This is a genomic window from Bacteroides hominis (assembly GCF_033042785.2).
GTDB lineage: Bacteria > Bacteroidota > Bacteroidia > Bacteroidales > Bacteroidaceae > Bacteroides > Bacteroides hominis.
In genome coordinates, this window is the sequence record NZ_CP178829.1 from 1527608 (window position 1) to 1551197 (window position 23590).

Genomic DNA, 23590 nt, shown 5'->3' on the forward strand with positions numbered 1-23590 from the left:
TTTATTTCAGCAGCCCCAGTTCATTGATGAAGATTACTGAAATGGCAATCGGGGCTACATATTTCAGAATAAAGATAATCAGTTTATAGATAGGTACTTTCAGTGTACCATTATTGGTTATTTCCGACCAGACAAGCTTCTTGTCCAGATACCATCCGGTAAAGATGGAGATAAGCAATCCTCCTAACGGCAACATCAGTTTGGCGGTCACGAAGTCAAATAAGTCAAACATGCCTAATCCGAATATGGTGAAATCTTTGGTAACTCCCAAAGAGAGTGAACAGAGTATCCCCAGCAGAATACAACCGGCAGTCACCAACCGGGCCGCTTTTCCCCGGGTAAAGTTGAATTCTTCGTGTAAGTAGGCCGTTACTACTTCATGCAACGAGATGGTAGAAGTAAGGGCCGCCAATGCCAACAATACGTAAAACATCACCGAAAAGATGTATGCCAGGACAGGTATTCCACTGAAAGCCTGTTGGAATACATTGGGCAGGGTGATGAAGATCAAGCTTGGACCTGCATCCGGCTGGATGCCTACCGAGAAAGCCGCAGGGAAGATGATAAATCCCGCCAGTACAGCTACAAATGTATCGATAATGCCTACACTGAAAGCAGTCCGGGTTAGGTTGGTGTCTTTGCTGAAATAAGAAGCATAGGTACATAGACATCCCATGCCCAGACTAAGCGAAAAGAATGCCTGTCCCATAGCTCCCAGAAACACGTTACCGTCCACTTTGCTGAAATCCGGTTTCAGTAGAAATTCGATGCCTCTGCTTGCTCCGGGTAAAGTGACGGAACATCCCACCAATACAAGAATAATGATGAAAAGGGTCGGCATCATAATTTTGGATGACTTTTCGATACCCTTCTCCACTCCTTTTACAATGATGAAGTGGGTAGCGAGTAAAAACAGAGTGAGCCACAAGGCCGGACGCCAGGGATTGCTGGAGAAGCTTTGGAAAGAAGAGATGAACTCTGCCGGAGTTTTACCTGCAAAACTATTGCTGACAGCCTCAAATATATACTCTAATGTCCATCCTGCTACTACGGAGTAATAGCCAAGAATAAGGAATCCTGCCAAAACTCCCATTCGCCCTACCCAACGCCATTGAGTGCCCGGAGCCAGTATCTGGTAGGCACGGGCGGTGTTGGCTTGTGAGTGTCGTCCGATTAAGAATTCGGCTATCATAATAGGTAACCCCAGTAGAAGGATACATCCCAGGTAAATAAGGATAAAAGCTGCTCCTCCATGATTACCTGTTTCATAAGGGAATCTCCATATATTACCCAGCCCGACAGCTGAACCTGCAGAAGCTAATATCACACCTAATTTACTACCAAAATTACCTCTGTCTTTTTTTGTCATAGAAAGCGTATGTTATCTTACAATTCGATAGATTTTATTGTTTTAAACGTGCAAATATAGAAAATGTTCCTTATATTTGCGACTCATCTGTAATTTATTTAGGTATGCTATCTTATATTAAGAAATATCCCGTATCGCTCTTTATTATTCTTGCGGTCATCTATTTATCGTTCTTTAAACCTCCTTCAACGGAGATCAGTAAAATTCCTAATATCGATAAGATTGTTCATATTTGTATGTACTTCGGCATGTCCGGTATGTTGTGGCTGGAGTTTTTGCGGGCACACCGTAGAGATCATACCCCGATATGGCATGCATGGGTAGGAGCTTTCGTTTGTCCTGTATTATTCAGTGGATGTGTAGAATTGCTACAGGAATATTGCACTACTTATCGCGGAGGAGATTGGTTGGACTTTGCCGCCAATACCACAGGAGCGGTATTGGCCAGTCTGATAGGGTATTTTGTGGTTCGTCCACGGATGGTAGATCCAAAGTAACTTATTATAGGAACTCTACGACCGTACTTAGCTTAATGCCATTTGAGCCTTTAATCAGGATGGTGTAGCCTTGGGGTTTTTCCGTTTGCAAGTCCTTTATTAATTCCTGTGCGTTAGCATATGTAGGATAGGGAGGATTGGTTGATGCAAATAATTCTCCTACCAGCAGGACTTTTTCAAACGAACACTCTTGCAGGTATTCTACGATTTTATGGTGTTCGGCTGCGCTTTCTGCTCCTAACTCGCGCATATCACCTAATATCAGCATTTTCCGTTCCACAGTCATGTTACGGAAGTTCTGCAGAGCGGCCATCATACTGGTCGGATTGGCATTGTAAGCATCTATAATCAGTGTATTATCCGCGGTCTTTTTTAGTTGCGAACGGTTGTTGCGGGGAGTATATCCGGCCAAAGCTTCATCTATCTTTGAGGATTCTACTCCAAAGAATCGTCCGATCGTGACGGCAGCCAGTGCATTCGGAAAGTTATATTCACCGATAAGTTGTGTTTGTACCTGATGTAAATTTCCATCTTTGCCTGCTTTCCATTCGAAAGTCAGGTAAGGAGAATTACCGGTTACGTGGCCGTTGACGTACAGCGAATTTTCACTTCCGTAAGGAATCAGGTTCAGCCCCCGTGAGATGTCCATCAGATAAACATTATCATGGTGGATGAATACGGTAGAATCATCCTTCTCACGGAGGTAGTCATATAATTCCCCTTTTGTCCGAATCACTCCTTCGAATGAACCGAAACCCTCTAAATGGGCCTTACCCACGTTGGTGATGATTCCATAATCCGGTTCAGCAATATGTACCAGAAACTTAATCTCTCCCGGATGGTTAGCCCCCATCTCGATCACTGCCAGGTCGTGTTCCGCCTTTAGGCGAAGCAAGGTCATCGGTACACCAATGTGGTTGTTCAGGTTACCTTCCGTGTAAAGCACATTGTGGGCTTTCGCCAGAACAGCAGAAATCAATTCTTTAGTCGTCGTCTTACCGTTGGTTCCGGTGATACCGATCACCTTCGTACCCAACTGCCGGCGATGGTAATTGGCAAGTTGTTGCAGGGTTTGCAGACAGTTGTCCACAAGTATGATGTGTTTATTATCTTCCGGAGCATATTCCGCTTCATCCACCACAGCATAGGCACAACCGTCCTTCAAAGCCTGGGCGGCAAAAGCATTTCCGTTGAACGATTCGCCTTTCAAGGCAATAAACAGTGAACCTTCAGGGCAGTTACGGCTGTCGGTGGTCACTACGGCACAATCCAGGAATATCTGGTAGAGAGCAGAAAGTTTCATAATAATCCGTTTTTACGGAGGGTGTTGCAAAAGCTCATCACAGACTTTAGTAACACCCTCTTCTGTTGTTGCTGCAAAATTACATTTTCTATTTCAGATTATCATTAAACAGGAACGAATTTCGTTTGGTATAAGAAATGACGAGCATCACAATGCTGATACATAAATTGAATACAAAAGCAAACTGTTGGGATTTGATATGAAACACGGTCGACTGGAAGAAATCGATAATGAAAGGGCACAACAGGATGGCGAGGTAATTCATCGCCATCACAAATGCCAATGCCAATGTCACTTTGCGGGGGATTGCCGTGTGGGTTGTCTGATTGTAGACAACAGGTTGAATGACTCCGTATCCCAATCCTACCAAGATACATCCCGGAGCTATCATCCATTCCTTGGGTGAGATCCAGATCAGTGCCAGCCCGATGCCGATACTGAGGAAGCTGTAGAATTTAGTTTTCTCCTTCAGTGTACCAACGATGCGACTTAAAAAGAAGCCGGGAGCCATGATGGCCAGAAAAAAGAGTGAGATCATAATGCCGGAGTTACCACTGGTGAAATGATATTCTTCCATCAGGAACGGCAGGTTGAAACTGACTACCAGTACCAGGAAAGTGGCAAGCCCGTAAACAGACATGATTCCTGCAAGATGGCGGATATGAATGCCGTATTTACTGTTTCCCGTATCTACATCCTCCTCTTGGCTTGCCGTATCTTTATCATTGGTAAGTGAGGTGCTTCCTTCGCTTGCCATGCTGCGTTGCAGATATACTGACAGGATAAGTGAGACAATCGGCAACAGGTAGACCACAAATGGCAGATGCCAGTTGACTTCAGCCAGATATCCGGTGACCACCGTAGCTATCACAAGGGTTATATTCGTAATGGCGGAACTTAATCCGAACTGTTTCACACGATATGAACCGGTGAAGTATTTTGAGATCAGGCCGGTGGACAACGGAACGATCAGCCCCGATCCTACTCCCAGTAAAGCACTTACAGCAATCAGTTGCCACATTTGTCCCGAAAGTAGATAAAGTATTCCGCTTAAGGCAAAGATGGCAAGCCCGGCTTGTAATAGATGTATGAAATTGACCCGTTCGGTCAGTTTGCCCGCCAGAAGGATAAATGGGATAATCAGTAGTGAGGGCAGAGACGAAAGCATCTGTATGTCCAGTTCGGTGGAGTGTGGAAAGATGACGGATAGCTTCCCCAAAATAGGAGAAACCGCCAGACCGGGTAGGGCATTCAGGGCCGAGATAGACCAGATGCCGATAAGGGTGATAAGGGGTATAGTCCCTTGACCAGTTTGAATACGCATAGTTGTATAGGTATTATAAAGTTTAGGTGTGTGAAGAACAAACGATTCGTCAGAATGTTCGGCATCTAAGCAGCAGAAAGTGTGTTTAATAAACGCCAAATAATGTAAAACCGAAGAACTTTCATATCCTTTCGATGTTGTTGTGGGAAATTCGACGGGGAAAATCCCCATCGCCTAAACCTAATTAAAAATAAGAGTAATTATGGAAGATTTAAATTTCAGAAAAGGTGATGCTAAAACCGATGTATTTGGTTCAAACAAAATGTTGCAACCCTCTCCGGTGGAGAAAATACCTGATGGACCTACGACTCCGGAAATCGCCTACCAGATGGTGAAGGACGAAACTTTTGCTCAAACTCAGCCCCGTTTGAATCTTGCTACATTCGTGACTACTTATATGGATGACTATGCAACGAAGCTGATGAATGAAGCTATCAATATCAACTATATTGACGAGACAGAATACCCGCGTATTGCCGTAATGAATGGTAAATGTATCAACATTGTAGCCAACTTGTGGAATTCTCCGGAGAAAGATACCTGGAAGACAGGTGCGCTGGCTATCGGTTCTTCAGAAGCCTGTATGTTGGGTGGTGTTGCAGCTTGGCTGCGTTGGCGTAAAAAACGTCAGGCACAGGGCAAACCGTTTGACAAACCAAACTTTGTGATTTCAACCGGCTTTCAGGTAGTTTGGGAGAAATTTGCGCAGTTATGGCAAATTGAGATGCGTCAGGTTCCTCTGACATTGGACAAGACCACACTCGATCCGGAAGAAGCCTTGAAGATGTGTGATGAAAATACAATTTGTGTAGTTCCTATCCAGGGTGTTACATGGACAGGCCTGAATGACGACGTTGAAGCGCTTGACAAAGCCCTCGATGCTTATAACGCCAAGACCGGTTATGACATTCCTATTCACGTAGACGCCGCCAGCGGTGGCTTTATCCTTCCGTTCCTGTATCCGGAAACCAAGTGGGACTTCCGCCTGAAATGGGTACTCTCTATCAGTGTATCCGGTCATAAGTTCGGTCTTGTATATCCGGGTTTAGGTTGGGTTGTCTGGAAAGGTAAAGAATATCTGCCCGAAGAAATGGCTTTCAGCGTAAACTATTTAGGAGCTAACATTACTCAGGTAGGTTTGAACTTCTCACGTCCGGCTGCTCAGATTCTGGGACAGTATTATCAATTTATCCGTTTAGGATTCCAGGGTTACAAGGAAGTACAGTATAACTCTCTGCAAATAGCTAAATATATCCACAGCCAGATCGCTAAGATGGCTCCGTTTGTCAACTACTCTGAAGATGTAGTGAACCCGTTGTTTATCTGGTACATGAAACCGGAATATGCAAAGAACGCCAAATGGACTCTTTATGATTTGCAGGATAAACTGGCTCAGCACGGCTGGATGGTTCCGGCATATACACTGCCTTCTAAACTGGAGAATTATGTGGTTATGCGTGTGGTAGTTCGTCAGGGATTCAGCCGGGACATGGCCGATATGCTGTTGGGAGATATCAAGAATGCTATTACCGAACTTGAAAAACTGGAATACCCGACAACCACCCGTATCGCCCAGGAAAAGAATCTGCCGGTAGAAACCAAAGTGTTTAATCATACCGGTAAACCGCAAGTTGCTAAGAAATAAATAACATTATTGGTATGGACAAAAAAATATCTATTTCCCAAATAAAAGAGGTAGTACAACAGGCTTATGAGCAAGTCAAGGGTAATACCGGTGGTAAGAATGCCGATTATATTCCCTATCTTGCTAATATTGACAAGAACCTTTTTGGTATCAGTGTCTGTTTGCTGAATGGTCAAACTATTACCGTAGGGGATTTTGACTATCGTTTCGGTATCGAATCCGTATCTAAAGTACATACAGCCATTCTGATTCTCCGTCAATACGGGGCGCAGAAGGTGTTGGAAATGATTGGAGCGGATGCTACCGGACTGCCTTTCAACTCTATCATCGCCATCTTATTGGAAAATGATCATCCGTCTACTCCGTTGGTCAATGCCGGAGCCATCTCTGCTTGTTCCATGGTGACGCCGGTTGGTAATTCCGATAAGAAGTGGGATGCGATTGTACAGAATATTACCGATCTTTGCGGCTCTGCTCCACAGCTGATTGAAGAACTCTATAAGTCGGAAACAGCTACCAACTTCAACAACCGTTCTATTGCCTGGCTGCTGAAGAATTATAACCGCATCTATGATGATCCGAATATGTCGCTCGACCTCTATACCCGTCAGTGCTCTTTGGGAGTTACTGCACAGATGTTGTCGGTGGCTGCCGGTACGGTTGCCAATGGTGGTGTGAATCCTGTTACCAAGAAGCAGGTGTTCGATGCCGAACTGACTCCTAAAATCACTTCTATGATTGCCACCGTAGGTTTCTACGAACATTCGGGTGACTGGATGTATACTTCCGGTATTCCTGCCAAGACCGGTGTAGGTGGTGGTGTGATGGGGGTATTGCCGGGCGTATTCGGTATTTCTGCCTTTGCACCTCCTTTGGATGGTTCGGGCAACTCTGTGAAAGCACAGTTGGCCATTAAATACATCATGAACAAGTTGGGGTTGAATGTATTCAATGGTGCAAGAGTAACCATTGTTGAGTAGTAGCGGTAACGCTTTACCGTTTTTTTGTTTAGGTTGCTCCGAGGGCGGTTTCCGCCTGAGGGGCAACCTTTTTCTTTTCACACATTGGCCCGGATCAAAGGAAGGGTGAAGATAAAACGGCATCCTCCTGTATATTCCTTATCTATGATGAGGCTGCCACCTAACTTTTCTGCGATAATACGGCATATCGGGAGTCCCAGTCCGGTACCTTGAGAAAAGTCGTTCAGTTTGGCAAAACGCTCGAATACATATTCCTGTTGTTCTGCAGGAATGCCTTTTCCCGTATCGGTAACGGTGTATATGATCCGGCTTGGACTTTCCGCTATAGTGTAGGCCAGAATAATGCTTCCTCTATCCGTAAATTTAGCTGCGTTGTGTAGCAAATGGGTCAGTACTTGCGCTACTCTTGTCGGATTAGTCAATATGGTGAGCTGTCTGCATTGTGGTTCAAAGTAAAGGCTGACCCCCGGTTTCACAGAATCTCTTGACCGCTCGATACTTGTCTGGCAGCAATTGTTGATGTCGTCGGGTTTATTGTATGGCAATTCTTCCGACTGATCAAGATACGAAATGTCGAGTACGTCACTCACAAGCCGCAATAAGTTAGTGCTGCTTGTCTCTATGATAGAGGCATACTCTTTTGTTTCATCTTCGTTTTTAAAGTAAGCACTCAGTACTTGCGAGAATCCTACAATCGCATTCAACGGCGTACGTATTTCGTGTGACATACTTTGGATGAATGTTGTTTTCATCTGGCTTGCAGTTTCCGCACGTTCTTTGGCTTTGCGCAGCTCCTCACCGTTTTCTGTCAATTCCTTGTTCTGTTGTACCACAATTGCTTCCGACTTCTTTAATTTCTGATTCAGTTTAGAAATGCGGCAGAACATCATTGCTACTACTAACAGGACGACAACGAGTGAGATCAGGATTGTATAAATAGTCTGTAGCTTTTCCTCTTGCATGTGAAGCAGCAAATCGCTTTTTTCTTTCTGTAACTGTTCTACCTCCAGGATGGCGTAGAACTCACTGGTAGAGTTCTGTATTTCCTGGGTGCGTATCGAATCTGTAGCCAGGATGTAGTCCCGGTAAAATTGGGCCGCCCGTGCTCTATCGTTCATTGCCCAGTAAATATTTCCTTCTTTTTGAGTGATGCTGTAGTTCAAGTATTTGTTTGAAAAGAGAGAGTCGGCTTTGATCCGGTCGATCACTTCGAGCGCTTTATTATATTCTCCGGTAGCCAGGTAATACTCAGTCTGTACATAGTATAATCCGTTTCTGTAGATGGTGAGTGTTTTGTCTTCTTCGAATAGTTGTTCCATCTTCCGAAGTATTTTCTTCGCTTTATCGTATTCTTTCGTTTCGATGTAGTACAGAATGTAAGCCTTGTTTATTGTAAAATTCTGATAGGCACTTTTTATCTTTTTGCTTCCTTCGTCCAGCGCTTTTTTGGCATCCTCAGGTTGGTGCAATTCAAGGGCACACTGGGCAAGCGATGCGTATTGGGTAGGCAGGTTAATGTCTTCTATTCCGTTTTGCTCGATAAGCTCTATTTGTTTTTTGAAATTCTCATATGCCAGTTTGGGATTCGACTGAGTCATATAAATGGTTCCCAATGCCCGATAACACTGTACGATTCCGGGGATGAAATTATCAGCTTCGGCCGACCGGAGCATTTTTTGCGCCTCATAAATGGCCGTACTGGTTTGATGTTGCTTTATGTAATAAGTAATCAGCCGGCTTCCCCAGGCAAAATAGAAGTATTTCAACTGCCCGTTCTGTTTGCTTATCTTTTTCACGTTCTCTACTTCAATCAGAATGCTGTCGAGATCATTTTTATAATAATAATAGTCCAGCTTCAGCGAAGCGGCAACAGCTTCCATGTGTCTGTCCTTTTTCTGTTTTGACAGGCGGGCAAGGGTATCGTTTATTTGCAGGAAAGCCGGACTGTTGATTTCTGCCTTACATTTTAAGAAGTAGCTACGCAAAACGCTGTCCGTCTTTGTAAGCGTGTGTTCAGCTCTTGTCTGATATTGAAAGCAGAACAAAACCAGTATAGGTAATATGATGTGACGGCATAATTTGATAAACATTGTTTCAGTAGTCTTGATACCTGCAAAGATAACTTTATTTTTAGTGTGCAGATAGCATAGGGACATTTATTTTTCTTTATCTTTGCGACAATCAACTGTAAAAACAGAAAATGGATTCAACGATTCTCAAAAGTCTGAATGTAAACGGACGTTTACTCGATCTTTCCACTCCGCAGGTCATGGGAATACTCAACGTCACGCCCGATTCTTTTTATGCAGGCAGCCGTAGCCGGACTGAAGCCGAGATCGCTGCGCGTGCATGTCAGATATTGGATGAAGGTGCATCAATTATTGATATCGGTGCTTATTCGTCACGTCCCAATGCCGAGCATATCTCACCGGAAGAAGAGATGCAAAGGCTGCGTACCGGGCTGGAAATATTGAACCGTAATCACCCGGATGCTATTATTTCCGTGGATACATTCCGTGCCGAAGTGGCGCGGCAGTGTGTCGAGGAGTATGGAGCCGCCATTATCAACGATATTTCGGCGGGTGAGATGGACGAGCAGATGTTCCCAACCGTAGCCCGTCTGAACGTTCCCTACATCATGATGCATATGCAGGGCACTCCCCAGAACATGCAGAAGGAACCCCACTATGAAAACTTGTTGAAAGAGGTTTTTATGTATTTTGCACGGAAAGTCCGGCAGTTGCGTGATTTGGGGATGAAAGATATTATTCTTGATCCCGGTTTCGGTTTTGGCAAAACACTGGAGCATAATTACGAACTGATGGCACATCTGGAGGAGTTCGGTATCTTCGAATTGCCTTTGTTGGTAGGAGTCTCGCGCAAATCGATGATTTATCGCTTGTTCGGAGCTACTCCGCAAGAGGCACTCAACGGGACGACTGTGCTCGATACGGTGGCATTGATGAAGGGAGCCGATATACTACGTGTCCATGATGTACGTGAAGCAGTGGAGGCGGTCCGGTTGATTGAAAAACTGAAAAGCGTATCGTTTCATTCCTGATATCCGAATATTTAACTCTTAATATTTTAATCCGTGTTTTTTGAATTTGGCATAAAAGATTTTATTGATATCCTGTTGGTGGCTTTCCTGCTTTACTATACATACAAGCTGATGAAAGCCTCCGGATCTATCAATGTGTTTACCGGTATTTTGGTGTTTATCCTTATCTGGCTGGTTGTTTCGCAAGTGCTCGAGATGAAACTCCTCGGTTCTATTTTCGATAAGTTGGTAAGCGTGGGAGTATTGGCACTGATCGTTTTGTTTCAGGATGAGATCAGGCGTTTCCTTCTCACGCTCGGTTCGCATCAACATGCCAGTGCCTTGGTACGTTTCCTTACCGGAAATAAAAAAGAAAAACTTCAGCATGATGATATCATGCCCATCGTGATGGCCTGTATCAGTATGGGAAAGCAGAAGGTGGGGGCCTTGATCGTGATGGAACGTAATGTCCCTCTTGACGATGTCATTCGTACCGGTGAGATTATCGATGCCAATATCAACCAGCGCCTGATAGAGAACATTTTCTTTAAGAACAGTCCTTTGCATGACGGTGCAATGGTAATCAGTAAGAAGCGTATCAAAGCTGCCGGATGTATTCTTCCTGTGTCACATAATTTGGATATACCCAAAGAACTGGGACTCCGTCATCGGGCAGCAATGGGCATATCTCAAGTCTCGGATGCTTTAGCCATTATCGTTTCCGAAGAAACCGGAGCAATTTCTGTAGCATGGCGCGGACAGTTCTATCTTCGCCAGAGTGCTGAAGAACTTGAAAGTCTGCTGACAAAGGAAAGCTAAATATCACGCTCTCATACAAAAAATGCATTTCGATCTTCCATCTTCCACCTTTTAAGAATTTTGGTTCTGATAAACAGACTCTTAGCGGGTGGAAGATGCTGTTTTTAAGGGCTTTTATCTTCCACCCCTATCTTCCATCTTCCACCCTTCATTTTAGTAAAGGAAATAAGCGTAATCTATTTATATATAGCATGATGGGTGGGCTGTTTTTTCTGTTTATACCTATAAAAGCATTTTGTTTTCCTTAGTATCTTTAGCGAAAATGGTCTGAATCTTATCCGGGCCCGCATGTCTGTGCCCATGAGCCCGGGTACGTGGGCCGATGAGCCCCGGTATGCGGGCCCATGAGCCCACGTATGCGGGCCGGAGTAAAGATCGTATGAAAAATGGTAATTATCTTGTTCATAAAGGTTTATGATATGGGGGAAATCAAGTTGGTCTCTTCCTTATTTGTGCAGGGGGAAAGGTATTGAGAAGTTATAATTTATGATTTGCTTGGAACTTTTGTTAATAAAGAGTATTTTTGTTGTTCGTTATCTTAATAGTACAATATGAAAACCTCTCAGTATCATAGCTGTTTTTTTGTAATTGTTTTAGTTCTGTTGATTGTTTCATTGGTTGTTAATCTTTATCAGGACGGTGACATGATTACTCGCGAGAAAGCAAAAAATGCGCTTTTGATAGCCGTTGATAACGAATTGGAACATCGGTTGTCGCATTCTGAGATTCCTTTTTTTACTTCTTCAAAAGGGCGAGCGGTTGGTAGGAAAATTTGGGTTAAAGATTGTGAGGGGCTTCAAGAGATGCATTGTGATTCTTTGGACTTTTCTACTGAGAGTATGATAAAACAAACTATTTTAAAAGATCGTTGTCCTCTTAATGCTGATTCTTTAGATATATATTGGAGAAATGTCTTAAATCTCATTGGGGTAAAGGGTAAAACGGCTCTCCAAGTTATGACGTATGGAAAGAATAGAACAGATTCTTCATCTTGCTCTACTTTAAGCACTTTTGCCGATACTTTGATGTGCCTTCATGTAGGAGTGAAAAAAGAAGTGCGGATAAATGCTTTTTTTACTTCTACCATATCCGATGCGTTTGGGGGTGCTAATTGGAATCATAAAGTTATTATAATCCATTTGAGCCTGATCGTTTTACTTTTGTATGGATGCGTATATCAAAAGGTGAACTGTAAATTGCAGAATTTGTATTTATGTTTTTTTATCCGGAAGAAGATTCCTTTTATCCAGAATCTGGAGGAGGGAGTTTGGCTTTTGGGCGATGTCGGATTTTGCTATTCCTCCCAAAGCCTGTCGAAAGCAGAGACTGTTTATAAATTGCGTTCTCAACTCTCTGATTTGTTGAAATTATTTTTGGAATCACCTGATTATGAATTGACAAATGAGCAGATAAAAAAGGCTTTATGGATCGCTTTAGGAGATATTCCCACAAGCGATAAAAAGAACAGGATTATTAGTGATTTACGAAAAGAACTGGAAACTTTTCATGTACCTGTTTTGATAGAAACAAAAGGAAAAATGGGGTATCGATTGGTCCCTAAAGCCACTTGATAGTGAAATATCAGCGTTCTCAGCTTTTTTCTCAGTGTTTTTATTGCAGTGCTTGTGTGGGATAAGCGTACCTTTGCAGTATAATTTTATATCTGCATAAAAATATGAAAAAGCTAAAAGTTACATCTGTTGTATTGGTTTTGTTTTCCATCGCTGTTGTTAGCTATTGGAAGAGTACTCATGTCAAGGAAATTTCTAACTCCTTGATGCTGGAAAATATGGAAGCTCTGGCCCAGGGTGAAGAAGGTTTCAACTATATTTGCTATGGAATAGGTTCAATCGAATGTCCCATTGCTTATGCAAAGGTAGAAGGCTATTACATGTATAATAGTTTAGATTAAGATTCTCATAATGAGAGCTATCCATAATTATTGGTTTATTGTGTTGTTCTTGCTTTTTTGCTCTTGTAAAGAGACCAAAGAGCAGCAAATATCCCGTTTGATCCACGAATGGGAAGGTAGAACGATTGTCTATCCCGCTGATATGACATTCAATGTTTTGGGAAAGGACAGTGCCGGTTATTCATTTCCCCAAAATGAATATACCATAATGACTTACGTGGATTCGGTGGGCTGCACCAGTTGTAAATTGCAACTTCCTACATGGAAATATTTCATTTCTATGGTCGACACAATGGCCAATGGAAAGGTATCTTTTCTCTTTGCTTTCCATCCGAAAAACAAAAATGAAATCTCTTTTCTATTGAAAAGAGATCGATTCCTTTATCCGGTTTTTATCGATGAAAAGGGAGGTTTTGATGCTTTGAATCATTTTCCTTCGGATGTGAACTTTCAAACTTTCCTTTTGGATAGTCAGAACAGGGTGATTGCGATTGGTAATCCTGTCCATAATAAAAAGGTGCGTGACCTTTATTTGCAAATTATTACCGGACAGCAAACCGGAGTCGCTACCTCTTCTCAAACAAAAGTGGTTTTGGATAAAAACCTCGATGAAATGGGCGATTTTGATTGGAAAACTCCCCGAACCGCTACTTTTAGTTTGCGGAATCTTGGCAATCATCTTCTGATTATCGAGGACATAAATGCTTCGTGTGGCTGTACATCTGTTGCTTACAGCAAGGAGCCTGTGTCTCTGGGGAAGTCTGCCGATATTCAGGTTACTTACCGTGCAGAACATCCCGAACATTTTGAGAAGACCATTACTGTATATTGTAATACTCCCACCTCTCCAATACGTTTGAAGATTCGGGGTAATGCAGTTGATAAAGAAAACTAATAGTTAACCTTAAAAAATTATGGAGAACGTTAGCCTATGGAAAAAGTTTGATTTAGAAGGCAATTGGATTGCTTTTCCGTGGAAATGATAAGCGGGAAATTATTGGAGTGCTTATTATCGATCTTTTTTTCATTTCTTTTTATTTATTACTATGAAGGGTTATAATATTTTTTTCTTTATACCGTTGTTGTTTTTATTGCTTTCTTTGCACGCTTGTACAAGTAAATCAAAGAAAGATATGGAATATGTAAAAGGCTGGCACGGCAAAAAAATAAGTTTACCTTCGGAAAGTGATTTTTTGTTATTTGGGAGAGACTCAGTGGTATATGACTATAGCTCTTTTCCATATAAGATTGTTCTTGTAATTGGAAAAGAACAATGTATAAGTTGTAAGTTTGATGTGGCTAAATGGCAAGAATTGATTCAACAAGTAGATTCTATCACATCTTTTAAAGTTGGTTTTGTTTTTGTGTTAGAGCCTATTTATCAGCATGATGTCTACGTGATGTTGAGATCTCATCAATTTATGACTCCAGTATTTATTGATACTAATAACACATTTAGAAGTATGAATAAAATATCAGATAATGATTCTCATGTTTGGTTGTTGGATTCTAACAATAGGATTATTTATATTGGAGATCCAACTGTTAATCAAAAGATAAATAAAGAATATATGGAGTTAGTGAGAACTAACTATTTGTTTAACGATAAATAAAAGTGTATTATGAAAGTAAAGTTATTATTTGTGATATGTTTAAGCGTTTTTTCGCTGTGTGGTATTTATCATGTTCAAGCGAACAAAGAGGATAAAAACGTATCAACTTTAGTATTACAAAATATTGAGTCATTGGCTCAGAATGAAGGAAATAGTGATCATGGAAATATTGATACGACTCTGGAACCTTATTATTATCTGAGTTCTAGAGATTATTGGTTACCGGGAATGTTTGGTACAACAAAAATTCCCTGTTGTGAAAAATGTAGTAGTCAATATAGTGGATGTGCTAAAGGATTAGCTCGTTGTTAAGAGATTATTGTGAGGCTGATCAGAAGTTGGATAGTATAATAATTATTTTTCATAAAGGTGTTTATAAATTAATATATGGTTGCCTTTTCAACTTTTGATCAGTTTTTTTAAAACAATATTTATGAAGAAACTGAATCAATTTTTATTGGGATTATTACTCGTTGGAAGTGCGATAGCCTGTCATCGAGAAACATCTTTGGAAGAGAGAGATATAGTAATTGATCTGTCTGTCTCTAATCCATATCTGCCGATGTCTGTATTGGTGGACACCATTGAGTCTGTCAGGCTGCAATTACCTTCTCCTTATTTTTGGGGTATGGTCGATAATGTAATTTCAAAAGATTCTTGTTATTACATTTCGGATAGAAAGCAAGAAATGGCATTCCGGTTTGATAAGAATGGTACTTTTTTGAATACGATTGGTCAGCGGGGTGAGGGACCGGGAGAGTATAGAGAGATGGACTCTTTTTTCGTAGGAAAAGATTGTGTTTATGTCTGTGATATGAGTAAACGGACTATTTATTCTTACGGTTTTGATGGAGAATTTCGTCATTCGTTGAGCTTCCCTTATTCTCTTGTTTTCAATGATGTTGTTGAGTTGCCGGATGGCCGTTTTCTCTGCCATCGTCCTTCTGAAGATGAGAATTGTAAGGGACTTTGGATTCTGGATCAGAAAGGGAGAAGAGTGAAGAATTTGTTAGAATATGAAAAGGGGATTCCTTATGTGCATTCTGCTTGGAATACACTGTGTGCTCAAGAGGATGGAACCATAAAAATTTATAATCCGGTGGATGGAAGCTATTATCAATATGATGCTGTGAATGATACAGTGGTAAGAACCATGAGGCAGAAGTCTAATTTGCCTATGTTGGCGGATTTTTACTGCTCGGACCGGGAATTGTACGAGACGAAAGAGGAGTGTACATACAGTCTTTTCACGGTGGATGGGAAGAATCTTGTTTTCTCTCTTTGGTCTTTTAATTCACCCAATAAAGGGATGTGGTCTGTCTATTTTAAGAAGGATGGACGGATAGAGCAAGGAAATTTGACAAAGATGGATATTCCGGGATATTCGGAAATGGGACGTCCGGTTTCATCTAATATCCCTAATACATTTGTCACAGTTTATACGGATGAATTTCCGGATGATGCATTTCCGTCCGCTTATCAGCAACAGGAGATAAATGAGCAAACTGCGATACTTAGTCTTTTGAGATTAAGATGAGTATTAGGGGTATGAGAAGGTATGATTGTCTGTTAGTAAGTTAGCGAAATAGAACCAAGATGGGAATCAATGAAAAGGTTAAACTTAAAAATCAATAAAGAGATACCGGAAGAAGAATTCAAACGCTTTCTAAATAGAATGCTAAACTTGATTCTCTCTTCTGGATAGTGCAGTCTCATGTATTGATGTATGTGTATAGACATTGATTGACGAAGGGCTGATTCCTTTATCCGACTTTTATCGATGAAATGGGCGATTTTGATTGGAAAACTCCCCAGACCGCTACTTTTAGTTTGCGGAATCTTGGCAATCATCTTCTGATTATCGAGGACATAAATACTTCGTGTGGGTGTACATCTTGCTTATAGCAAGGAGCCTGTGTCTTCGGGGAAATCTGCCGATATTCAGGTTACTTACCATGCAGAGCATCCCGAACATTTTGAGAAGACCATTACTGTATATTGTAATACTTCCACCTCTCCAATACGTTTGAAGATTCGGGGTAATGCAGTTGATAAAGAAAACTAATAGTTAATCTTAAAAATTATGGAGAACGTTAGCCTATGGAAAAAGTTTGCTTTAGAAGGCAATTGGGTTGCTTTTCCGTGGAAATGATAAGCGGAATAAATAAAAAGATAATCAACTAAAGTAAGAAAATAAAATGAAAACAAGAATGAAAATTACGATTGCGTTCGTCGCAGTGATGGTTCTGTCGTTTACTGGTTATAATGTGTATAAAACACAAAAAGCAATCCAGTTGTCAGATGTAGCTATGGCAAATGTAGAAGCATTGGCTGATGGCGAAGGAACTAATGCCGGCTATTGTTATTTGGAAGATACTTGGAGTACAAAAAGAGGTTATAAATATTTTTGCGATAGTAAAACTGATAAAAATACAATCTATCCATGTCCATCTTCAATGGAGTCTGGGTGGTATGATGATAATAAGCAGGATCGGTGTACTAAATAAAGTTGATCTTTAGTTAGATAATTATCTCAAAAGTAGATATTGGTTTCTTGCTTCCCTATAAATTTCGTTCAAATAGAGGCACGAGAAAATCACATCTATTTTTGAGATAAAAAAACAGTTGGAAGAGCTACTGATTTATTTTGTTTCAAATAATAATCACAATATAAACTAAATTAAAAATATGCATATCATTAAAGTGATATTTAGTCTTGCACTAATATTGAATATTTGCGTTAGTTGTCATGAAAATGATGACACCGCATACTTCAATGGTAAAATTCAAACGATTGAAGATAGTATCAAAGACACGAAGAAAGCTACATTGAAAATACTTCCATTGGATGGAGCGAATTTTGGATGGCTATCCACATACGACTCACTGATGTTTTTTATGAATCCTAAATTACCGGATCGCTTTTATAATATATTTAATATAGACACCGGAAAAGAAATAGGCACTTTTTGTTATAGAGGAAGTGGTCCTGGGGAAGTTGCCGCTTTGGGTCCGATTTTTCATTTCTTTAAAGAAAAAGGGGATCTGAAAACTCTACTGTTCGCTCCTAATGAAGAGAAGCTATTTATCTGGAATATAACTCAGTCGATCAAGCGGGACACCACTGTTATGGATAAGCAAATCTCCTATCCCTGGAGAGAGGAGAATGGAGGTGCTCCATACTATTTGATGTTTCTGAAGGATGAAAATACATTAATTACAGAGTTACAGTCGTTCCCGCTTAATGATAAAGAAGCTACTTTGCCCGTTTATCAAAAACGGACACTTGACACGAATAAGTTGCTGAAGAGCTTTTCAAGCTATAAGAAGTCGATAAGGAACGATGAAGCTTCCATTCTGCCGGAGTCTTTTTTCTACTCGAATGATGCCATTAAACCGGATGGAACTAAAGTGGTGCAAGCTATGGTTCATCTTGCGCAATTGAATATTCTGGATCTTGAAACAGGTCATGTGAGCGGCTATCGCTTGGAAGGTGAACCGGACTTTTCTGTTTTTAAAAGTGATGAAAAAATAAAGTCGTATTTTACAAGGGTTCAGGCGGATGACAATTACATATATGCAGTATATTGGGGAAAAGAGCGTTGGGAACGTTTTGAGACTCCACACATGAATATCATTCATGTATATGATTGGGATGGGAATCTGGTACAAAAAATAGAGACGGATTATAGCATTGGGCAGATGTGGATAGATCCTATCCGAAATAGATTATATGTGACAAATCCCCAAATAGATGACGTGCTTTATTTAGACCTGGATGATTTCTTGGTTCCTAACACAGGCTTATGAATTCATCAACTAAAATAATAGGATTGCCTCCGATGTCAAATTCAATCCTAAAACATGAATATCTTAGAAAGAATAAGTCTGAATAGAAAATAAGCATTTGTTTTAACTATGAAATATATACTGTTTATCCTGTTAGTTTTAACTTTGGCAGCTTGTCAATCGGAGAAAGATAGGCGGTTGGAATATGCTTTGGAATTTGCCGGCGATAATTGCGTGGAGCTTGAAAAGGTATTAGAACATTATAGAACCGATCCGGAAAAATTGGAGGCAGCTCGTTTTTTAATTCGTAATATGCCGGGATGGTATTCTTATGAAGGAAATGAACTTGATTCTATTCACCATTTATTAGTTGGGGTTTGTGAAGGGCGTCCTATATCTAAAAGGGAGAAGAATAAATGGAACAGAATTTCCTTTGACTCTCTCTCCAAGATATATGACGCCCAAGTGATAACAGCGGAATATTTGATAGATAATATAGACCTGGCTTTTGAAGTTTGGAGGAAATATCCTTGGAATAGAAATTTGCCGTTCGATGATTTTTGCGAACTGATATTACCTTACAGAATAGCCGATGAACCTTTATCGGATTGGCGTAAATTGTATTATGAAGATTATGGAACTCTACTCGATTCTCTTTATAAGGGGGATGATGTTATTGAAGCTTCTAAGATCATTGACGGGAAACTGAGAAAGCTGTATTACATCTACAATACTGATTTTCGGATACCTCACTTGGATGCTGTTTTTCTTTATCATAATCGGATTGGTTATTGTCGTGAAGCATGCGACCTGACAATATATGCTATGCGTGCTTGTGGAATTCCTGTTGCGACCGACTATTTTGTTTATTCACCCGATTATCAACATTATCATTGTTGGACGATGTTGCGTGACACAACAGGAACTTTTCTTCAATTCGGATTTAATGAGTTTGAAGCGTCACGTGATACCTTACGGCATGACGGAAGGAAAAAGGGGAAGGTGTATCGCTATTGTTTGGGCGTACAACCTGAGAAAATCTCCGGGATTTCGGGCAATAAACGGTTGTATCCTGTGTTTAGAAATAGATTTGTGAAAGATGTGACATCTGAATATTTTGGAAGCAATGATACGACAATACCGATACAAATACCTGGAGAGCAATACATCTACTTAGGGATATTCAGTCCCGGCGGATGGATTCCTGTAGATATGGCACTTGGTAATGCGGGTAAGGTTACTTTCCGGGATATAGAACCCGATGTGATTTATCAGACTCTTTATCAGGGAGATGGAGGAAAACTTTATCCGGCGGGATATCCGTTCATATCTAAAAGGGGAGGTGAGTTTGTTTTGCTGAAACCCAATATCGATTTGATGAAGGAAGCTATATTAAGGCGGAAAATGCCTCAGCAAAAGACAATTGCGGAATGGGCTTATCGAGCAGTTATAGGGGCAAAGATTGAAGCTGCCAGTGATTTGTCATTTATACATGCAGATCTGTTATGGCAATTTGAGGATACGCTTACCACTAATTATTGCATATTAACTCCGCCTTCAAGAAAGAAGCATAGGTATGTGCGGTATGTTGCTCCGGCAGGGAAAAGAATGGAGTTGGCGGAACTGGCACTATTTAAGGATTCACTGTGTCAGGAGAAGATTCGGTTGAGGAGGATAAACAGTATAGAACCGATTGCAAAATTAGAGTATGTTACAGATGGCAATATATTGACTTATTTTCAGGCACGTGATACATCTTCTTATCTGGCCTATGATCTGGGAGAAAGTATGCCGATTGAAAGAATTGTTTTCTCTCCGCGTAACGATGATAATTACATTTGGCCCGGGGATAATTATGAGTTATTCTATCAAGACGGAATCAATGGATGGAAGTCATTAGGCAGGAAAGTGGCGACGGAAAGAAAAATTGAATTTTTAGTTCCACAGAATGCCTTATTGTGGTTGAGAAACTGTACCAAAGGACGGGAAGAACAGGTTTTTATCTATAAAAATGGAAGGCAAACTTTTACGTTTGATTTATAAAAGTCGGGTGTGCGATGGTGTATGAGGAGGTTGTTTCCGGAAAAGGAAATATGAGATAATTGATGTTTTATTAGCTATATTCCTTAGGACTGAAAGGTTTAGTTCATCATCAGACTCATATACGGTTGCATCTCGCACAGTATTTTTTCTGATAGTTCACCGATGGTCATTCGGGTGTGTGCTCCCGGTAAGCGGACCTCACTGGTCATGCACTTTCCATTGCAAAGATAATAATATCCGTTATTGGCTGACAATTGTTCATCGGTCAGTTCAATGTTCATTTCTATTTCCGGATGACTGGCTGCGTAGAGCTGAAGAACTGTCCGGGCATCAATGACACGTGCCATTCCTAATGTTTCGTTGGGCAGGGAGGCTACAGGAGGAAGTTGAAGAATGATCCGGTCGGTGCCATTCCTTAGCCCGGCCCGGCAGAGCAATTGTGCCCGGACAGCTTCATTGTCAGCAAATAACTCGTTGATATACGAGGTATTATCGTGTTTATAGACAACAGCTATACCCGTTATTCGATTGTCCTTTCGGGCTACGAGAGCGGTATTTTGTGTCAAGGCAAGATCGGCAAGAACTACTTTGAAATCAGTGGACGTATGTTGTAAACAACAGGTACGTTCTGATAATTTGCCGTTCAAATATTGATAAACATCTTCTTGGTATTCTGTAACTTCCTCAATGCTGCCCGTTTCCGAATCGGCAGGTAATTCTGAAAGAGAGAAGGATTGGTGAGAGATGCGGAAAACCCGGGCATAACCTGCTTTTGCATAATAACCGAACAACCAGGGTTCAGCGGGAATAAGCGTACTAAACAGGACACCGTTGCGGAGCATACGTGCAAAACTTTGTGACAGTAGTTCGCGCATCACTCCTTTGCTTCGATAGTCGGGATGAGTGCATGCGCCGGATATGTATGAAGTAGGCACGGTTTGACCACAAAACGTCATGGGATAAGGGAGCATTTGGAGCGCAGCAATCACTTCTTCGCCACTTTGGATGGCTAAGTTGACTTCGTTGTTATAACGAAGCCGGAAGTAGAGTTCGATGAATGCTTCGCTATCATCGAAACACAATTTCCATAATGATTTTACCTGTTCTCTTATCATCAGTATGCTACCATTTTATCATTTCTACAGGTTGTTCTTTCAAACAAGCCATATATTTCTCCAGAATCGTTTCCGGGTGATATGAGAGCTTAGCTTTACGCAACCCTTCTATTCCCAAATCTTCTTCACGGTTGATGTAAATATATTGTTCGGGGATGTGGTTGGCAAATTCGTAATTGATCATGGCATAAGCTCCATCAATATTCGTATCTGCTTTTTCCACATGTACACCGAAGGTTTCTTTATTGATCGGCATGCCGAAAGTAAAAGCTACAATCTGACCATTGACATGCAGGATACCTCCCGTTAATCCTAACTCTTCGAAATGGTTGAGGGCATAGAGCAAAGCACGGCGCTCGTTTCCGGTTCCCTCCTGCTGGTCACAGTCATTGGCTTTGCACCATTTTGCTTCCAGTTCCAGACACTCCTGAATTCTGTCTTTGGTGATCGGAGTGTATTCGTAATCAGGGTATGTGTTGCGAAATTTGTTGATGTGATTCCGCTTTGACTGGAATTTTTTTCCCTTCAGTGTTGCGAGATCGCTGCGCAAATAAATGTAGTCGGCATAATCACGGTCAACCGTGAATCCAAACTGACCGGGCATGATAGCCTCAAGGTCTTCGCGCATACACGAACAGACACCCAGCATACAAAAAGGTTCGCCCTCCTGCCGGGCATCCTCAACCAGTTCGTTCAATACCTTTTCGAGGTTTCCTTCACCGACAGGCATCATATAAGCCAGTTCATCACCGGCCCAAAATTTGAAAACCAGAAAATTGTCGACTATGGCAAACTTGGTGTGATACAAGAACCGCCAGCTGCATAAGTTTGAAAAAGATAGGTCGCAGTTGCGGCGACAACTATTCATCGTGTAAGCTGTGATGGTATCCTTATCCTGGATCGTTATATCTTTGAATGCGATCATAAAGTTTTTGTTTCCTAATTAACTGTTTATATATAACAAAGATAAAACGATTTTGTTAGAGAATGCCTAACATTCGTAAAATAGTTGGAGTCAACAATGCGGTAAATATACCGTTGAGCGTTAAGCCAAGACTTGCATAAGCTCCGTATTTGCTACTGATGTCCATAGCCGTTGAGGTGCCGACGGCATGTGCGGCCGTACCCATGGAGAGTCCTTGAGCTATAGGACTACCTACGTGCATGATTTTCATGGTCTTGAAACCTAATACAGCACCCAGCAGACCTACACATACTACTACAGCTGCTGTCAGTGACGGAATTCCCCCCAATGTTTTAGTGACTTCCATAGCAATCGGAGTGGTTACCGATTTAGGAGCAAGTGACAGAATTACTTCCTGCGAGGCTCCCATTAACTTGGCTATCAATACTACTGATATCACACCGACGATACAGCCGGCCAATTGGGACAGAATGATGGGAAGCAGCTGTTTTTTTATGGTTTCAAGTTGCAGATATAAAGGAACTCCAAGTGCTACGACTGCCGGTTTCAGCCAAAATTCAATCAGATGTCCACCCTGATTGTAAGTCTCAAAAGAGATGTTTGTTATTTTGAGGAAGATAATAATGACTGCAATAGTCAACAGGATCGGATTTAGCAACAGAATTCCTGTCTTTTTCTGTAAAAGCTTGGCAAAGAAGTAAATCCCAAAAGTGATTGCCAACAGGAAAAATTCATTTTCTAAATAGTTCATTTGAGTTTACGTGTTAATTGATGAACCCATCCGGTGATGACAAGCACCAGCAGGGTACTGACTAAGGTAGCTATCACAATCGGCCAGAATTGCGCCGCAATGATGTCGAAATACAACATCAGGGCCACTCCCGGGGGGATGAAGAAGAAACCAAGATTAGCAACCAGAAAGTCGGACATTCCTTGCACCCAATGCAATTTGATCCAACCTAATTTTAAAAAAAGGGTGAGCAGCAACATCCCGATGATGCTGGACGGGAGCTTAATCCCCGTGAGATAAACAATCAATTCACCCAAAGCCAAACAGCCAAATAAAATGGCACACTGACGTATCATACTATTACCTATTGAATTTTGAAAACGTTGCAAAGTTATGAAAAATAGAGTTAGGGTATCAACTAATATGGTACGAAGATTCTTTTTTAACAGTGGACAACTACAAAAAAAACAAGAAAAAGTAAACGAA

At 41.2% G+C, this 23590-nt stretch carries 22 protein-coding genes and 1 pseudogene; 15 read left to right on the forward strand and 8 right to left on the reverse strand.

Annotated features, from left to right (window positions below; all coding sequences use genetic code 11):
- Position 1: 1 nt before the first annotated feature.
- Positions 2 to 1369 (reverse strand): sodium-dependent transporter, encoded by a 1368-nt coding sequence (locus R3O62_RS06460; RefSeq protein ID WP_005811883.1) that lies wholly within the window; start codon positions 1367 to 1369, stop codon positions 2 to 4.
- A gap of 104 nt (positions 1370 to 1473) precedes the next feature.
- Between R3O62_RS06460 and R3O62_RS06465 the strand changes: the two genes are divergently transcribed.
- Positions 1474 to 1866, forward strand: coding sequence for a VanZ family protein (locus R3O62_RS06465; RefSeq protein WP_005779039.1), 393 nt, complete (start codon positions 1474 to 1476; stop codon positions 1864 to 1866).
- A gap of 4 nt (positions 1867 to 1870) precedes the next feature.
- Here the strand turns inward: R3O62_RS06465 and R3O62_RS06470 are convergent, their stop codons facing one another.
- Positions 1871 to 3169, reverse strand: a complete 1299-nt coding sequence (locus R3O62_RS06470; protein WP_005822912.1) for a UDP-N-acetylmuramoyl-tripeptide--D-alanyl-D-alanine ligase — start codon at positions 3167 to 3169, stop codon at positions 1871 to 1873.
- An 88-nt stretch (positions 3170 to 3257) separates the two neighbouring features.
- Positions 3258 to 4493 (reverse strand): MFS transporter, encoded by a 1236-nt coding sequence (locus R3O62_RS06475; RefSeq protein WP_005779036.1) that lies wholly within the window; start codon positions 4491 to 4493, stop codon positions 3258 to 3260.
- Positions 4494 to 4695: 202 nt separating this feature from the next.
- Between R3O62_RS06475 and R3O62_RS06480 the strand changes: the two genes are divergently transcribed.
- Positions 4696 to 6138 (forward strand): glutamate decarboxylase, encoded by a 1443-nt coding sequence (locus R3O62_RS06480; RefSeq protein ID WP_005779031.1) that lies wholly within the window; start codon positions 4696 to 4698, stop codon positions 6136 to 6138.
- A gap of 14 nt (positions 6139 to 6152) precedes the next feature.
- A complete protein-coding gene (glsA, locus tag R3O62_RS06485; protein ID WP_005811878.1) occupies positions 6153 to 7118 on the forward strand; it encodes a glutaminase A in 966 nt (321 codons plus the stop codon).
- Positions 7119 to 7195: 77 nt separating this feature from the next.
- Here glsA and R3O62_RS06490 read toward each other — a convergent pair whose 3' ends face one another.
- A complete protein-coding gene (locus tag R3O62_RS06490; RefSeq protein ID WP_032531131.1) occupies positions 7196 to 9208 on the reverse strand; it encodes a tetratricopeptide repeat-containing sensor histidine kinase in 2013 nt (670 codons plus the stop codon).
- A 110-nt stretch (positions 9209 to 9318) separates the two neighbouring features.
- Here R3O62_RS06490 and folP point away from each other — a divergent pair, with 110 nt between their 5' ends.
- From folP to R3O62_RS06550, 12 genes and pseudogenes are all read left to right on the forward strand, one after another.
- Positions 9319 to 10179: a dihydropteroate synthase gene (folP, locus tag R3O62_RS06495; RefSeq protein ID WP_022011016.1), complete on the forward strand. Its 861-nt coding sequence runs from the start codon at positions 9319 to 9321 to the stop codon at positions 10177 to 10179.
- 33 nt (positions 10180 to 10212) lie between these two features.
- A complete protein-coding gene (cdaA, locus tag R3O62_RS06500; RefSeq protein ID WP_005779023.1) occupies positions 10213 to 10977 on the forward strand; it encodes a diadenylate cyclase CdaA in 765 nt (254 codons plus the stop codon).
- 551 nt (positions 10978 to 11528) lie between these two features.
- Complete coding sequence (locus R3O62_RS06505; protein ID WP_234164683.1) at positions 11529 to 12548, forward strand: winged helix-turn-helix domain-containing protein; 1020 nt, start codon at positions 11529 to 11531, stop codon at positions 12546 to 12548.
- A 104-nt stretch (positions 12549 to 12652) separates the two neighbouring features.
- Positions 12653 to 12889 (forward strand): NVEALA domain-containing protein, encoded by a 237-nt coding sequence (locus R3O62_RS06510; RefSeq protein WP_234164684.1) that lies wholly within the window; start codon positions 12653 to 12655, stop codon positions 12887 to 12889.
- Between the two features lie 10 nt (positions 12890 to 12899).
- A complete protein-coding gene (locus tag R3O62_RS06515; RefSeq protein ID WP_234164685.1) occupies positions 12900 to 13784 on the forward strand; it encodes a DUF1573 domain-containing protein in 885 nt (294 codons plus the stop codon).
- Positions 13785 to 14022: 238 nt separating this feature from the next.
- Complete coding sequence (locus R3O62_RS06520; protein ID WP_005810848.1) at positions 14023 to 14502, forward strand: hypothetical protein; 480 nt, start codon at positions 14023 to 14025, stop codon at positions 14500 to 14502.
- A gap of 9 nt (positions 14503 to 14511) precedes the next feature.
- Positions 14512 to 14814 (forward strand): NVEALA domain-containing protein, encoded by a 303-nt coding sequence (locus R3O62_RS06525; protein WP_217738246.1) that lies wholly within the window; start codon positions 14512 to 14514, stop codon positions 14812 to 14814.
- Between the two features lie 121 nt (positions 14815 to 14935).
- Positions 14936 to 16039: a 6-bladed beta-propeller gene (locus R3O62_RS06530; RefSeq protein WP_269110178.1), complete on the forward strand. Its 1104-nt coding sequence runs from the start codon at positions 14936 to 14938 to the stop codon at positions 16037 to 16039.
- 239 nt (positions 16040 to 16278) lie between these two features.
- Positions 16279 to 16567, forward strand: a pseudogene (locus tag R3O62_RS06535) (DUF1573 domain-containing protein); the annotation flags it as partial.
- Between the two features lie 133 nt (positions 16568 to 16700).
- Entirely contained in the window at positions 16701 to 17009 is a 309-nt protein-coding gene (locus R3O62_RS06540) for an NVEALA domain-containing protein (protein ID WP_010992033.1), read from the forward strand.
- A gap of 181 nt (positions 17010 to 17190) precedes the next feature.
- Positions 17191 to 18312: a BF3164 family lipoprotein gene (locus R3O62_RS06545; RefSeq protein ID WP_101604190.1), complete on the forward strand. Its 1122-nt coding sequence runs from the start codon at positions 17191 to 17193 to the stop codon at positions 18310 to 18312.
- 108 nt (positions 18313 to 18420) lie between these two features.
- On the forward strand, positions 18421 to 20334 hold the full coding sequence (locus tag R3O62_RS06550) for a discoidin domain-containing protein (RefSeq protein ID WP_269110179.1): 1914 nt from the start codon (positions 18421 to 18423) through the stop codon (positions 20332 to 20334).
- 98 nt (positions 20335 to 20432) lie between these two features.
- Here R3O62_RS06550 and eis read toward each other — a convergent pair whose 3' ends face one another.
- The 4 genes from eis to R3O62_RS06570 are packed head-to-tail and all read right to left on the reverse strand — an operon-like array spanning position 20433 to position 23460.
- On the reverse strand, positions 20433 to 21449 hold the full coding sequence (gene eis, locus R3O62_RS06555) for a GNAT family N-acetyltransferase (protein WP_269110180.1): 1017 nt from the start codon (positions 21447 to 21449) through the stop codon (positions 20433 to 20435).
- 7 nt (positions 21450 to 21456) lie between these two features.
- The gene (locus R3O62_RS06560; RefSeq protein WP_005778998.1) at positions 21457 to 22374 is read right to left on the reverse strand and encodes a DUF2156 domain-containing protein; all 918 of its coding nucleotides are present in this window, start codon (positions 22372 to 22374) and stop codon (positions 21457 to 21459) included.
- 55 nt (positions 22375 to 22429) lie between these two features.
- Entirely contained in the window at positions 22430 to 23125 is a 696-nt protein-coding gene (locus R3O62_RS06565) for an LrgB family protein (RefSeq protein ID WP_005778997.1), read from the reverse strand.
- The gene (locus R3O62_RS06570) at positions 23122 to 23460 is read right to left on the reverse strand and encodes a CidA/LrgA family protein (RefSeq protein ID WP_005784314.1); all 339 of its coding nucleotides are present in this window, start codon (positions 23458 to 23460) and stop codon (positions 23122 to 23124) included. Before R3O62_RS06570 ends, R3O62_RS06565 begins: the two co-directional genes overlap by 4 nt.
- Positions 23461 to 23590: the final 130 nt, after the last annotated feature.